Genomic DNA, 14,373 nt, shown 5'->3' with positions numbered 1-14,373 from the left:
CAAATGACCGACCTTGCCGTCCAGATCCCCGAGACCAGCCGCCGCCTCGATGCCATCGACCGCAAGATCCTGATGGTCCTCCAGGAGGATGCCTCCCTCTCTGTCGCCGAGATCGGTGATCGCGTCGGCCTGTCCTCGACCCCCTGCTGGAAGCGCATCCAGCGGCTGGAGGCCGACGGCGTGATCATCAAGCGCGTCGCCCTCGTCGACCAGAACAAGATCGGGCTCGGCATCTCCGTGTTCGTCTCGGTGGAGAGCTCCGACCATTCCGACGCCTGGCTGAAGCGGTTCGCCGAAGCCGTCAGCGCCATGCCGGAGGTGATGGAGTTCTATCGCATGGCCGGCGACGTCGACTACATGCTGCGCGTCGTGGTGGCGGACATGCAGGCCTATGACGTGTTCTACAAGAAGCTGATCAGCGCCGTGCCGCTGAAGAACGTCACCTCGCGCTTCGCGATGGAGAAGATCAAGTCGGTCACCGCGCTGCCGATCCCGGCGGTGGTGGCGGCTTAGGGCTTTCACCACACGACGGCTGTCATCGCCCGGCTTGACCGGGCGATCCTGCGATCGAATCGAGAAGCTGCGGCGTACTGGATGCCCCGCCTGCGCGGGGCATGACAGCGGTGCGTGTGGCGACTTGCAGCTACGCCTCAAATCTTCTGATTGTACTCGCCGACTTCGGGATGGGTGCGCAGCACGCTGTTCACCATCTCGAACATGTCGTGCATGCGCTGCTCGGAGACCGGGCTCTCGACCACGACGACGAGCTCGGGCTTGTTGGAGGAGGCGCGCATCAGGCCCCAGCTGCCGTCCTCGACCGTGACGCGCACGCCGTTGACGGTGACGAGATCGCGGATCGACTGGCCGCCGATCTTGGCGCCCTTCGCCTGCAAGCCTTCGAAGTGCTTCACCACCTTGTCGATGACGCCGTATTTGACCTCGTCGGCACAATGCGGCGACATGGTCGGCGACGACCAGGTCTTCGGCAGCGCGTTCTTCAGGTCCGCCATCGACTTGCCCGGCGCGCGGTCGAGCATGTCGCAGATCGCGATCGCCGAGACCAGGCCGTCGTCATAGCCGCGGCCGAACGGCTTGTTGAAGAAGAAGTGGCCCGACTTCTCGAAGCCCGCCAGCGCGCCCATCTCGTTGGTGCGACGCTTCATGTAGGAATGACCGGTCTTCCAATAGGCGACCTTCGCGCCCTGCTTCTGCAGCACGGGATCGGTGACGAACAGGCCGGTCGACTTCACGTCGACGACGAACTGCGCCTCCTTGTGGATCGCCGACATGTCGCGCGCCAGCATCACGCCGACCTTGTCGGCAAAGATCTCCTCGCCGGTGTTGTCTACGACGCCGCAGCGGTCGCCGTCGCCGTCGAAGCCGAGGCCGACATCGGCCTTGTGATGCAGCACCGCGTCGCGGATCGCGTGCAGCATCTCCATGTCCTCAGGGTTCGGATTGTATTTCGGGAAGGTGTGATCGAGCTCGGTGTCGAGCGGGATCACCTCGCAGCCGATCGCCTCCAGCACCTGCGGCGCGAACGCGCCGGCGGTGCCATTGCCGCAGGCTGCGACGACCTTCAGCTTGCGCGTCAGCTTCGGACGAGAGGTGAGGTCAGCGATATAGCGCGCCGGATAATTCTCGTGGAATTGATAGGAGCCGCCGGCCTTGTTCTTGAACTCGGCATTGAGCACGATCTCTTTCAGCCGCGTCATCTCGTCGGGACCGAAGGTCAGCGGGCGATTGGCGCCCATCTTCACGCCGGTCCAGCCATTGTCGTTGTGCGAGGCTGTCACCATGGCGACGCAGCGCACGTCGAGATCGAACTGCGCGAAATAGGCCATCGGCGTCACCGCAAGCCCGATGTCGTGCACCTTGCAACCTGCCGCCATCAGGCCGGAGATCAGCGCGTATTTGATCGAGGCCGAATAGCCGCGGAAATCGTGGCCGGTGACGATCTCCTGCTTGACGCCGAGCTCGGCGATCAACGCGCCCAGCCCCATGCCGAGCGCCTGCACACCCATCAGGTTGATTTCCTTCTGAAACAACCAGCGCGCGTCGTACTCGCGAAAGCCCGTCGGCTTCACCATCGGCTCGGATTCGAAGGCATAGGTGTTGGGCAACAATACGGATTTCGGCTTCGGGAACATTGAGACGGTCTCGTGAAAAGGGGGCAGGATTTGCTGCAGCCTTAGCGAATGCCGGGCCGCAGCGGAAGGCGGGAATGAAGGCTTGTGGCCGATAATTGCGGCAGTTTGGTAACGAAGAAACGTTACCGCGAGGGCGGTGAAAGCAAAGAGATTTTCTTGAAATGGACGGCCGCGTGATCGCGCGGACTGCGCCTACTGCTCGAGCACCATCTGGCCGTTGGCGTATTCGAAGCGCTTGAGGCGGGACAGGAAGGAGAGGCCGAGCAGGTTCTCCGACAGCGCTGCGTCCGGCAGCACCATGGCATCGACGTCACGCACGATAAGGCCGCCGACCTCTAACATGGCGATGCGGGTGCGCGCGGCCTTGATGGTGCCGTTGGCGGTCGAGACGGTGGCGTTGTACTCGCTGCGCGAGGGACGCAGGCCAAAGCGTGCGGCCGAGGTCTCGTTCAGCGCAACCACAGAGGCGCCGGTATCGACCATGAAGCCGATACGCTGGCCCTCGATCCGGCCCTCAGCCTGGAAATGACCGCGACCGTCGCGGGAAATGGCCAGGCTGCGGCCGCCGGCGGGCGCGGTGGAGGCGACTGCCACCGTCGTGCGCGGCACCGAGGTGGCGGAGGCGGAGCTCATCTTGTCCGCCATCTGGGCCATGAAGGTGCCGAGGCCGATCATGACGGCCGCGAAGATCACTATGTTACGCATCACACCACTTCCGAGCCGAAAGCTCGATTTCACCACGCGGCGCGCCCGTCCGCGAGCGAAGGCACGCCGGGGCGCGTGTCATTTTGACGAAAAGGATGAGCAGATGGTTAATGCGGTCGCTTGAACCTCTGCCCGCCTGCGGCAGGGGGAGGGGACCTCTTACGTCCCCCGCGGCTTCGCTCGCCTGGTCGGCAGCGCGCTGGCGGGATCGTCGGGCCAGGGATGGCGCGGATAGCGGCCGCGCAGATCGGAGCGTACCGCGCTGTAGCTGCCGCGCCAAAAGCCGGGCAGATCGCGCGTCACCTGCACCGGGCGCTGGGCCGGCGACAGCAATTCCAGCACCAGCGGCACCTTGCCGGCGGCGATCGAGGGATGGGTGTTGAGGCCGAACAACTCCTGCAGCCGCACCGCGATAGTCGGCCCCTGCTCGGCTTCGTAGTCGATCGCGAGCATGCTTCCGGTCGGCGCCTCGAAATGCGTCGGCGCCTCGCGGTCGAGGCGCGCACGCATCTCCCAGGGCAGCAGCGCCATCAGCGCATCGGAGAGATCGCCGGCGGAGATGTCCTTGAGCGCGATCTTGTCGTAGAGCGCGGGGACCAGCCAGTCGTCGCGGCGCGCGATCAGTCCGTTGTCGGAGAGATCGGGCCAGCTGTCGCCTTCGGCCTTGCGCAGGAACATCACCCGGTCGCGCCATTGCTTGGCGGCCTTCGACCAGGGCAGCCGGTCAAGGCCCGCGGCGATCAGGCCATCCGCGAAGATGCGCGCCGTATCCTCCGAGGGCGACACGGCAAGTGTCGCCTCGGCGAGCGTGATCGCATGCAGCGCGCGCTTGCGCCGCGCCCGCAACGCCATCGCGCCTCGATCGAACGAGATCTCGTCGGCACTCTCGATATGCTCGGCGAAATGCCGCTCGATCTCGTCCTGCGTGATTTGCGCAGCGAGCAGGATGCGTCCGCTCGCCGCCGTTCCCGTCATTTCGCCGATCGCGATGTAGGGCGCGCGGGCGAGCGAGGAGGTCTGCTCGACGGACGCACCGCGGCCATTGGCCAGCACGAAGCTGCCATTGCCGCGGTTGCGCGCGACACGGTCCGGAAAGGCATAGGCGAGCATCAGGCCGGTGGAGAGATCCTCCTGCTGCCCCGCCGTCTCCGAGGCAGCCACCTGCAAGGCCCAGCGCCGCGCCAGATCACGCGCGCTCGCCGCGCGCGGCGAGCGATCACGGCGGAACTGGTCGCGCCTGTGTTCGAGATCGACGCTGTCGCCGCCGAGCCCACGCTCGGTGATGATCGCCGCGATCTCGGCCGCAGCCTCGCCGCTGCCTGCACGATGCGAATCCACGATCATGCGCGCCAGCCGCGGCGGCAGCGCCAGCGCGCGCAGGCTCTTGCCCTCCGCGGTGATGCGGCCGTCGCCATCGAGGGCGTTGAGCTCGGCAAGCAGGCTCTTGGCTTCCTTCCAGGCCGGCTGCGGCGGCGGATCGAGGAACGACAGCGCAGTGGGCTCGGCGACGCCCCATTGCGCAAGATCGAGCACCAGCGACGACAGATCGGCGCTGAGGATTTCCGGCTGGGTGTAAGGCGCGAGCGAAGCCGTCTGTGGCTCGTCCCAGAGCCTATAGCAGACACCAGGCTCGATGCGGCCGGCGCGGCCGCGGCGCTGGTCCACCGCCGCGCGCGAGGCGCGCACGGTCTCGAGCCGGGTCAGCCCGATGTCGGGCTCGTAGCGCGGCACGCGGGCAAGACCGGAATCGACGACGATACGCACGCCTTCGATGGTGAGCGAGGTCTCGGCGATCGATGTTGCCAGCACCACCTTGCGTGTGCCCTTGGGCGCTGGCGCGATGGCGCGGTCCTGCACGGCGGCATCGAGCGCGCCGAACAGCGGCACGATCTCGATGGAAGCGTCCTGCACGCGTTCGCCCAGGAAGTTCTCGGTACGGCGGATCTCGGCGGCGCCGGGGAGGAACGCCAGCACCGAGCCGCTCTCGGCGCGCAGCGCGGATGCGATGGCGTCGGCCATCTGCCGCTCCACCGGCGCGTCTGTCTTGCGGCCGAGATAACGCGTCTCGACCAGATAGGCGCGGCCCTCGCTCTCGACGACGGGCGCCTCGCCGAGCAATCTTGCCACGCGCGCGCCATCGAGCGTGGCCGACATCACGAGGATGCGGAGATCCTCGCGCAGGCCGGTTTGCGCGTCGCGCGCCAGCGCCAGGCCCATGTCGGCATCGAGCGAGCGCTCGTGGAATTCGTCGAACAGAACGGCGGCGATGCCGGAGAGTTCGGGATCGTCGAGGATCTGGCGGGTAAAAATGCCTTCGGTCACCACTTCGATGCGCGTCGCGCGCGAGATCTTGGAGCCGAAGCGGACGCGATAGCCGACGGTCTCGCCAGTATGCTCGCCGAGCGATTTTGCCATGCGATCGGCACTGGCGCGCGCCGCGATGCGGCGCGGCTCCAGCACGATGATCTTCTTACCCTTGGCCCAGGGCGCATCCAGCAGCGCCAGCGGCACCCGCGTGGTCTTGCCCGCACCCGGCGGCGCCACCAGCACGGCCGCGTTGTGCGCCTCCAGCGTGCGCGACAAATCGTCGAGCACGGCATCGATCGGAAGGGGCGTGTCGAAGCTGCGGGGCAAAAGTCTCGGTCCGTCATCGTCTGCCCTGTGCGCAATTGCGCACTGGGGCCGGCGATCCAGTAACTCGGATCCCGGTTATTACGAAGGTCACGGGCTACTGGATACCCCGCCTTCGCGGGGTCTGACAATCATGTGTAGCTATCAGCCCTGCACCGACGGGCGGCCGATGCTCTCGTAGACGAAGCCGGCGGCTTCCATGTCCTCGGGGCGGTAGATGTTGCGGAGGTCGACGACGACGGGCTTTGCCATGGTCGCCTTCAGCCGGTCGAGATCGAGCGCACGGAACTGCACCCATTCGGTGACGATGACGAGCGCGTCGGCACCTTGCGCGCAGGTATAGGCATCCTCGCAATAGGTGATGTTGGGCAGCTCGCTCCTGGCCTGCTCCATGCCGACGGGATCGAACGCCTTCACATTTGCGCCCATGTCGATCAGGCCGGTCACCAGCGGGATCGACGGCGCATCGCGCATGTCGTCGGTATCGGGCTTGAAGGTGAGGCCGAGCACCGCGATGATCTTGCCGCGCAGCGAGCCGCCGAGCGCCTGGCTCACTTTGCGCGCCATCGCGCGCTTGCGGTTCTCGTTGACGGCGAGCACGGATTCGACGATGCGCAAGGAGACGTCGTAGTCCTGCGCGATCTTGATCAGCGCCTTGGTGTCCTTCGGGAAGCACGAGCCGCCGAAGCCGGGACCCGCGTGCAGGAATTTGGTGCCGATGCGGTTGTCGAGGCCAATGCCCCGCGCGACTTCCTGGACGTTGGCGCCGGCTTTTTCCGAGAGATCGGCGATCTCGTTGATGAAGGTAATCTTGGTCGCCAGGAACGCGTTGGCGGCGTACTTGATCATCTCGGCGGTGCGGCGCGCCGTGAACATCAGCGGCGCCTGGTTCAGCGACAACGGACGATAGATGTCGCCCATCACCTTGCGGCCGCGCTCGTCGGAGGTGCCGACCACGATGCGGTCGGGGAATTTGAAGTCGCGGATCGCGGCGCCTTCGCGCAGGAATTCGGGGTTGGAGGCGACGACGACGTCGGCCGACGGATTGGTCTCGCGGATGATGCGCTCGACCTCGTCGCCGGTGCCGACCGGCACGGTCGACTTCGTCACCACGACGGTGAAGCCGGTGAGCGATTGCGCGATCTCACGGGCGGCCGCGTAGACATAGGAGAGGTCAGCGTGACCATCGCCGCGGCGCGAGGGCGTGCCGACCGCGATGAAGACGGCATCGGCCTCCGCGACCGGCTTGGACAGGTCGGTGGTGAAGTCCAGCCGCTTGGCTTTCACATTGTTCGCGACCAGTTCGTCCAGCCCGGGCTCGTAGATCGGGATTTCGCCGCGATGAAGGCCAGCGATCTTCTTCTCGTCCTTGTCGACGCAGGTGACGTCGTGACCGAAATCCGCAAAGCAGGCCCCGGACACCAGTCCCACATAGCCCGTGCCGATCATCGCGATGCGCATGAAAATCCCTGTTTTAGATTGGTTAAGAAACCCCGACGTGAGGCGGTTTAGCATTTTCCTGAGGGGAGGGAACAGTGGCGCATACAAAAAAGCGGTACGGAAATTGAACCGGTAAAGAAGTCTGAAACCGCAAGGCGCCACACTGCCCCGCTGACGGACAGGGACTGGCGGAACACGCCTCAAGAAGGGACATCATGGCACGATCAGGCACAATCGCTGCGGGCGGGCGTTCCAAGGCCCCTTCTGCCGTGCGTGTCGACTGGGTCGACTACGCCAAGGGCATCTGCATCGTCATGGTCGTGATGATGCATTCGGTCCTCGGGGTCGAACTCGCCGCCGGACAGACCGGCTTCATGCATGTCGCCGTGGCCTTCGCAAAGCCATTCCGGATGCCGGATTTCTTCCTGATTTCGGGCCTGTTCCTGTCCCTGGTGATCGACCGGGACTGGCGAACCTATCTCGACCGCAAGGTGGTGCATTTCGCCTATTTCTATGTCGTCTGGGTGACAATCCAATTCGGCTTCAAGGCGCCGGCCTTCGCGGCGGAAACGAGCTGGCGCGACGTTGGCCTGTTGTACCTCGAATCCTTCATCGAGCCGTTCGGCACGCTGTGGTTCATCTATCTGCTGCCGATCTTCTTCGTCGTCACAAAACTGACACGCAAAATCCCGCCGCTCGCGATCTGGCTCGTCGCCGCCGCGCTGGAGACGGCGCGCGTCACGACCGGCTGGACCGTCATCGACGAGTTCTGCGCGCGTTTCGTTTATTTCTATTCAGGCTATCTGTTCGCGCCTTACGTGTTCGCCCTGTCGGATCGCGCACGGAAGCATCCGGCCTTTGCGCTTGCAGCGCTCGCGACCTGGGTATTGGTCAATGCCGGACTGGTCACATTCGGCGCCAGCGAATGGAAGATCGTCTCGCTCGCGCTGGGCTTCGCCGGTGCCTGCGCCATCATCACGATGGGCACGCTGCTCGCGCGCGCGCAATGGCTGAATTTCCTCCGCTTCTGCGGCGAGCATTCGATCGTGATCTACCTCGCCTTCTTCCTGCCGATGGCGGCGACGCGGACGCTGCTGCTACGCACGGGCGTCATCGCCGATATCGGCACGGTGTCGCTGGTCGTCACGGTTCTCGGCGTGCTCGGAGCGCTCGCGATCTGGCAGGTCGCGCTGCGGCTCAACGCCAGCTTCCTGTTCGAGCGGCCGGACGCGTTCTGGATCGCGCCGAAGAAGGCGGGGGCGGTGTTGCAGGCGGCGGAGTGACCGAGATCGCTGTCGTCGCCCGGCTTGACCGGGCGACCCAGTATCCCAGAGACAGTCGTCATCGACCGATAGGCCGCGGCGTTACTGGATTCCCCGCATTCGCGGGGAATGACAGTGGGGATAGTGGCGCCAGCGAGCCAAAAATCCGCCTTCCAAGGCTGTCAAAGCCCGCAAAAATTCATACATTGCGGCCATGCCCAAAACCGCACCCAAAACGTCCCCGAAGACCACCGCCAAAGCTGAAACCAAGGCTGCCGCGCCCAAGGCGGCCGCCGAGAGCAAATCCGCTGCTGCCAAAGCTACTGCCAAGCCGGTCGCGGCGAAGGCGGCCGGCAAGGGCGACCATGTCTTCCTGGTCGACGGTTCCTCCTACATCTTCCGCGCCTATCACGCGCTGCCGCCGCTGAACCGCAAGTCCGACGGCCTCCAGGTCAACGCCGTGCTCGGCTTCTGCAACATGCTGTGGAAGCTGTTGCGCGACATGCCCGAGGACAACCGGCCGACGCATCTGGCGATCATCTTCGACAAGTCGGAAATCACTTTCCGCAACAAGATCTATCCCGACTACAAGGCGCACCGGCCACCGGCGCCTGACGATCTGATCCCGCAATTCGCGCTGATCCGCGAAGCCGTGCGCGCCTTCGACCTGCCCTGCCTGGAACAGGTCGGGTTCGAGGCCGACGATCTGATCGCGACCTATGTGCGGCAGGCCTGCGAGCGCGGCGCGAGCGCGACCATCGTGTCCTCCGACAAGGACCTGATGCAGCTCGTCACCGATTGCGTCACCATGTACGACACCATGAAGGACCGCCGCATCGGCATCCCCGAGGTGATCGAGAAATTCGGCGTGCCGCCGGAGAAGGTGGCGGAGGTGCAGGCGCTCGCCGGCGATTCCACCGACAACGTGCCTGGGGTGCCCGGTATCGGCGTCAAGACCGCGGCGCAGCTGATCACCGAATACGGCGACCTCGATCAATTGTTGTTCCGTGCCGGCGAGATCAAACAGCCGAAGCGGCGCGAGGCGCTGCTCGAGAACGCGGAGAAGGCGCGGATCTCGCGGCAGCTCGTGCTGCTCGATGACAAGGTCGAGCTCGAGGTGCCTCTCGACGACCTCGCCGTCCACGAGCCGGATGCGCGCAAGCTGATCGCCTTCTTGAAGGCGATGGAATTCACGACGCTGACGCGGCGCGTCGCCGACTATTCGCAGATCGATCCCGCCAACGTCGATGCCGATCCTGGCTATGCCAAGGGCGCCAGCGTATTCTCGCCGCTGCCGCCCTCGGATGTGGTGCCCGCGCCGGGAACCGGCACGCCGGCGCAAGCTGCTCCGCGCGAGCGCAACAAATCGGCAAGCAAGGAGGACAAGGCCGCGAGCCCGAAGGGTGCGCCGATTTCGCTCGCCGCCGCGCGCGAAGAGGCGCTGCGCAAGCTTCCAGTCGAGCGCGGCAAGTATCAGGCGATCAAGACGCTCAAAGAGCTCAACGCTTTTATTGCGCTCATCCATGATGCCGGCCATGTCGCGATCGAGACGAGAGCGAATTCGATCAATCCCATGCAGGCCGATCTCTGCGGCATCGCACTGGCGGTGGCGCCAAACGAGGCCTGCTATGTGCCGCTGGCGCACAAGCAATCCGGCGGCGGCGCCGGCCTGTTCGACGCGGGCCTGGCACCCGACCAGGTCAAGCACGACGACGCGATCCAAGCGCTGCGGCCGGTGCTGGAATCGTCAGGCATCCTCAAGGTCGGCTTCGACGCCAAGTTCACCGCGGTGATGCTGGCACAGCACGGCATCACCTTGCGCAACATCGACGACGCGCAACTGATCTCCTACGTGCTCGATGCCGGCCGCGGCTCGCATGCGATCGAATCGCTGTCCGAGCGCTGGTTCGGCCATGCCATGCTGAAGGAGAACGAGCTGCTCGGCAGCGGCAAGGGCAGGATCACCTTCGACCAGGTGCCGATCGACAAGGCCGCACCCTTATCGGCGGAAGGTGCCGACATTGCCCTGCGCGTCTGGCGCGTGCTGAAGCCGCGCCTCGTCGCCGAGCACATGACCACCATCTACGAGACGCTGGAGCGGCCGCTGGTATCCGTGCTCGCGCGCATGGAGCGGCGCGGCATCTCGATCGACCGCCAGGTGCTGTCGCGGTTGTCGGGCGAATTCGCCCAGACCGCAGCGCGGGTCGAGGCGGAGATCCAGGAGATCGCAGGCGAGCCGGTCAATGTCGGCAGCCCCAAGCAGATCGGCGACATCCTGTTCGGCAAGATGGGATTGCCCGGGGGCAGCAAGACAAAAACCGGCGCATGGTCGACCACCGCCCAGGTGCTCGATGAGCTCGCCGAGCAGGGCCACGACTTCCCGAAGAAGATTTTGGAGTGGCGCCAGGTCTCGAAGCTGAAATCGACCTACACCGACGCGCTGCCGACTTACGTCAATCCGCAGACCCACCGTGTCCACACCACCTACGCGCTGGCCGCGACCACGACCGGCCGGCTGTCGTCGAACGAGCCGAACTTGCAGAACATCCCGGTGCGCACCGAGGACGGCCGCAAGATCCGCCGCGCCTTCGTTGCGACGCCGGGGCACAAGCTGGTCTCCGCCGACTATTCGCAGATCGAGCTGCGGCTGCTGGCCGAGATCGCCGACATTCCCGTGCTGAAGCAGGCGTTCCGCGACGGGCTCGACATTCACGCCATGACGGCGTCGGAAATGTTCGGCGTGCCGATCAAGGGCATGCCCAGCGAAATCCGTCGCCGCGCCAAAGCGATCAATTTCGGCATCATCTACGGCATCTCGGCGTTCGGCCTCGCCAACCAGCTCGGCATCGCGCGCGAGGAGGCCTCGGCCTACATCAAGAAATACTTCGAGCGCTTCCCCGGCATCCGCGCCTATATGGACGAGACGCGCGACTTCTGCCGCAGCTACGGCTACGTCACCACGCTGTTCGGCCGCAAATGCCACTACCCCGATATCAAGGCGTCCAACGCCTCGGTGCGCGCTTTCAACGAGCGCGCTGCGATCAACGCCCGTCTCCAGGGCACCGCCGCCGACATCATCCGCCGCGCCATGACGCGCGTGGAGGATGCACTGGCCAAGAAGAAGCTGTCGGCGCAGATGCTGCTCCAGGTGCATGACGAATTGATCTTCGAGGTGCCGGACGCCGAAGTCGAGGCGACGCTGCCCGTGGTGCAGCACGTGATGCAGGACGCCCCGTTCCCGGCCGTGCTGCTGTCGGTGCCGCTGCATGTCGATGCGCGTGCCGCGACGAACTGGGACGAGGCGCATTGAAGCTGTCTCTTCGCCTCTCCCCGCTTGCGGGAAAGGTCGGATCGCCGCCGGCGATGCGGAGCATCGTCCGGCGCGATCCGGGTGAGGGTAGGCCTCTCGGCGATCTCATCCGTGGAGAGAAGCCCCTCACCCCACCCCTCTCCCCGTAAGAACGGGGCGAGGGAGCGCAGCGAGCGCGCGCCCAGAAACTCAATTGTCCTCCGTGCAATTGCGCGATGGCCCCACTTCGCCGCGCATATTAGAACCATCGCGTCCTCCGCACCGGTTCACCCATGCCCCACACCCCCGCCCTGCTCGGCTTTGCCCTCGTCTGCCTCGGCCTCGTGCTCACGCCCGGGCCGAACATGATCTACCTGATCTCGCGCTCGATCACGCAGGGGCCGGCGGCGGGCATCGTCTCGCTCGGCGGCGTGGCGCTGGGCTTCGTGTTTTACATGCTGTGCGCGGCGTTCGGCATCACGGCGCTGCTGCTCGCCATTCCCTTCGCCTATGACGCGCTGCGCTTCGCTGGCGCCGGCTATCTGCTGTGGCTCGCCTGGCAGGCGGTGAAGCCGGGCGGGCGCTCGCCGTTCCAGGTCAGGAAGCTCGCGATCGACAGCCCGCGCAAATTGTTCGCGATGGGCTTCGTCACCAACCTGCTCAACCCGAAGATCGCGATGCTGTATCTGGCGCTGCTGCCGCAGTTCATCGATCCGACCGCCGGCAGCGTGCTGACACAGTCGGTGGTATTAGGGGCGATCCAGATCGCGATCAGCGTCAGCGTCAATGCGATGATCGCGCGCAGTGCGTTGCGGCTAGGGACGCGCCCGACGACTAGGCGCGTCCCAAGTTCGCGGCCGGATCGATCGCGCTGTTCCTGGCGAGCCGGCCGAGCTGGATGCTGGTGCAGCGCTGGCTGATGGGCACGGTGCTGGCCGGGCTCGCGGTGCGAATGGCGGTGGAAGCGAAGAAGGTGTGAGGAGAGCGCCCGGTCAAGCACAGCCAATCCACTCCGCCGACGCATCATCATTCAACCGCGCCACCGCATCGGCGCGGCGCGTCAGCACGGCGCGCTGGTTGATGTAGCCCTTGTCGGTGATCTCGCCGCCGTCGACCGACGGCGGCTCGGCGAGCAGCAACGCGCGCGTGGCATGGCCGGAGGAGTTGCCGCTCTGCTGTTTCAGCCGTGCCAGACCTTGCGCGATCGCGGTCCTGACCTTGTCATGCGCCAGCACGTCGTTCACAGTTGCCGTCTCGCCCAGCCCGGCATGGGCGCGGCAGGCAGCGATATTCGGGAACACCAGGAAGCGCACCTCGTCGCCGCCATGGCCGGTGACGACGATGTCCTGCGCGAGCGGCGCCAATGCGGCGATGCCGGCGACGCGCAGCGTGCCGACGCTGACCCAGGTGCCGGAATTGAGCTTGAAATCTTCCGCGACGCGACCATCGAAGAACAGACCGCGCTCAGGCCGCTTCGCATCGGCAAACTTCACGGCGTCGCCAATGAGATAGAAGCCCTCTTCGTCGAACGCCTGCTTCGTCAGCTCGGGCGCCTTCCAATAGCCCGGCGTGACGTTGGGACCGCGTACGCGCACCTCCAGCTTATCGCCGGAGGCGACGAGCTTGAGCTCGGTGCCGGGAATGGGCACGCCGATATTGCCCGAGCGTTCTGCGAGGAAATGGCAATCGGTCGCGAGCGGGGAAGTTTCGGTCGAGCCCCAGGCCGAGACCATCGGCAACGCACGACCGACGGTCTCGATGGAAAGCTGCTCCAGCGCATCCCAGAGATTCTGCGGCAGCGCGGCGCCAGCATAGAACGCGAACTTCACCTCGCCGAAGAAGCGGCGGCGCAGCTCCTCATCGCCGCGGAGGGCCGCGATCAGCATGTCGAAGCCGCGTGGCACGTTGAAATAGACCGTCGGAATCACGCTTCTTAGATTGGCGAGCGAGATCGCAAACAGGCCCGGAGCCGGTTTGCCGCCGTCGATGTAGAGCGAGCCGCCGTTGCGCAGCACGAGGTTGAAATTGTGATTGGCGCCGAAGGTGTGGCTCCAGGGCAGCCAATCGAGAATCACGAGATCGCCGCAGCCCGGTTCGAGGAATGTCCATGTCTGCGCCTTGGCCTGCTGGCTCGATGTCAGCATGCGCTGGGTGTTGATGACCGCCTTGGGCGTACCGGTCGAGCCCGAGGTGAACAGCAATTTTGCGATCGTGTCTGGCGTCACCGCGGCGAAGGCTTTTGCGACGTCGGACGTTTCGGGCGTCGTCGCGATGGTGCGGAACGACAGCGCGTCGACATCGTCGGCATTGCCGCTGATGATCTGCGCCGTGTGCAGCGGCCTGATCGCATCTAGCGCCGCCGCAAATGGCTTCATCGCGGAGACATAGATCGCGCCTGGCTCGAGCAGCGCGATCATGCTCCTGAGCTTGTCGAAATCTTTCGACATCAGCGAATAGGCAGGCGAGATCGCCGCCGAGGGCACGCCGACATGCTGAGCGGCGAGCGCGAGCAGCGCATGATCAATGCTGTTGTCGGAGAGGATGGCGAGCGGGCGCTCGGCACTGAGGCCCTGCGCCAGGATCCAGGACGCGGCCGCCCGTATCTGCCGCAGCGCCTGCGCGTAGGTGATGGTGGTCCAGGGCGCTTCGGCGCTGCCGCGCTCGGCGAGGAAGATCGTATCGGGCGTTTGCCGCGCCCACTGCTCCAGCCAGTCGCCGGTGCAGCGCGCGCTTTCGCCAAGTGGCTCGGGCGAGCGCAGCACGATGCTGCCGTCGGCGCGATGCTCGGCAACGGTTCTGGGTGTTGCGAACAGGCTCGCAGCATCACCGCGTGAGGCGGCTGTCATCGGGTTTCCTCCTCGCCCCGGATCCGGGATCGGCCGCAGCCTCGTTCCGG

Annotated in this window: 8 protein-coding genes and 1 pseudogene; 4 read left to right on the top strand and 5 right to left on the bottom strand. The window is 65.5% G+C overall.

Annotated features, from left to right (window positions below):
* Positions 1-3 precede the first annotated feature (3 nt).
* On the top strand, positions 4-513 hold the full coding sequence (locus LRP30_RS02250; RefSeq protein ID WP_008542650.1) for an Lrp/AsnC family transcriptional regulator: 510 nt from the start codon (positions 4-6) through the stop codon (positions 511-513).
* A gap of 137 nt (positions 514-650) precedes the next feature.
* Here LRP30_RS02250 and LRP30_RS02245 read toward each other — a convergent pair whose 3' ends face one another.
* The 4 genes from LRP30_RS02245 to LRP30_RS02230 all read right to left on the bottom strand — a co-directional run bounded on the left by LRP30_RS02245 (position 651) and on the right by LRP30_RS02230 (position 6,947).
* Positions 651-2,150, bottom strand: a complete 1,500-nt coding sequence (locus LRP30_RS02245) for a phosphomannomutase/phosphoglucomutase (protein ID WP_249759205.1) — start codon at positions 2,148-2,150, stop codon at positions 651-653.
* A 192-nt stretch (positions 2,151-2,342) separates the two neighbouring features.
* Positions 2,343-2,855 carry a TIGR02281 family clan AA aspartic protease gene (locus LRP30_RS02240; protein ID WP_249759204.1) on the bottom strand — a complete coding sequence of 171 codons (513 nt, stop codon included), beginning with the start codon at positions 2,853-2,855 and terminating at the stop codon, positions 2,343-2,345.
* A 159-nt stretch (positions 2,856-3,014) separates the two neighbouring features.
* Positions 3,015-5,489, bottom strand: a complete 2,475-nt coding sequence (gene hrpB / locus LRP30_RS02235; RefSeq protein WP_249759203.1) for an ATP-dependent helicase HrpB — start codon at positions 5,487-5,489, stop codon at positions 3,015-3,017.
* A gap of 141 nt (positions 5,490-5,630) precedes the next feature.
* Positions 5,631-6,947, bottom strand: coding sequence for a UDP-glucose/GDP-mannose dehydrogenase family protein (locus LRP30_RS02230; protein WP_249759202.1), 1,317 nt, complete (start codon positions 6,945-6,947; stop codon positions 5,631-5,633).
* A gap of 194 nt (positions 6,948-7,141) precedes the next feature.
* Here LRP30_RS02230 and LRP30_RS02225 point away from each other — a divergent pair, with 194 nt between their 5' ends.
* The 3 genes and pseudogenes from LRP30_RS02225 to LRP30_RS02215 all read left to right on the top strand — a co-directional run bounded on the left by LRP30_RS02225 (position 7,142) and on the right by LRP30_RS02215 (position 12,456).
* A complete protein-coding gene (locus LRP30_RS02225) occupies positions 7,142-8,209 on the top strand; it encodes an acyltransferase family protein (protein WP_249759201.1) in 1,068 nt (355 codons plus the stop codon).
* A 193-nt stretch (positions 8,210-8,402) separates the two neighbouring features.
* Complete coding sequence (gene polA / locus LRP30_RS02220; protein WP_249759200.1) at positions 8,403-11,498, top strand: DNA polymerase I; 3,096 nt, start codon at positions 8,403-8,405, stop codon at positions 11,496-11,498.
* A 272-nt stretch (positions 11,499-11,770) separates the two neighbouring features.
* Positions 11,771-12,456 (top strand): annotated as a pseudogene (locus tag LRP30_RS02215) (LysE family translocator).
* Positions 12,457-12,469: 13 nt separating this feature from the next.
* Here the strand turns inward: LRP30_RS02215 and LRP30_RS02210 are convergent.
* The gene (locus LRP30_RS02210; RefSeq protein ID WP_249759199.1) at positions 12,470-14,323 is read right to left on the bottom strand and encodes a feruloyl-CoA synthase; all 1,854 of its coding nucleotides are present in this window, start codon (positions 14,321-14,323) and stop codon (positions 12,470-12,472) included.
* Positions 14,324-14,373: the final 50 nt, after the last annotated feature.

It is taken from the genome of Bradyrhizobium sp. C-145 (genome assembly GCF_023375135.1).
Taxonomy (GTDB): Bacteria; Pseudomonadota; Alphaproteobacteria; order Rhizobiales; family Xanthobacteraceae; genus Bradyrhizobium; species Bradyrhizobium zhanjiangense.
This window is presented reverse-complemented; position numbering and strand designations above follow the sequence as displayed.

Excerpts from the sequence above, each read along its gene's own strand:
- LRP30_RS02250 (WP_008542650.1), top strand. The coding sequence starts at position 4 with ATGACCGACCTTGCCGTCCAGATCCCCGAGACCAGCCGCCGCCTCGAT.
- LRP30_RS02245 (WP_249759205.1), bottom strand. The coding sequence starts at position 2,150 with ATGTTCCCGAAGCCGAAATCCGTATTGTTGCCCAACACCTATGCCTTC.
- LRP30_RS02240 (WP_249759204.1), bottom strand. The coding sequence starts at position 2,855 with ATGCGTAACATAGTGATCTTCGCGGCCGTCATGATCGGCCTCGGCACC.
- LRP30_RS02230 (WP_249759202.1), bottom strand. The coding sequence starts at position 6,947 with ATGCGCATCGCGATGATCGGCACGGGCTATGTGGGACTGGTGTCCGGG.
- LRP30_RS02225 (WP_249759201.1), top strand. The coding sequence starts at position 7,142 with ATGGCACGATCAGGCACAATCGCTGCGGGCGGGCGTTCCAAGGCCCCT.
- polA (WP_249759200.1), top strand. The coding sequence starts at position 8,403 with ATGCCCAAAACCGCACCCAAAACGTCCCCGAAGACCACCGCCAAAGCT.
- LRP30_RS02210 (WP_249759199.1), bottom strand. The coding sequence starts at position 14,323 with ATGACAGCCGCCTCACGCGGTGATGCTGCGAGCCTGTTCGCAACACCC.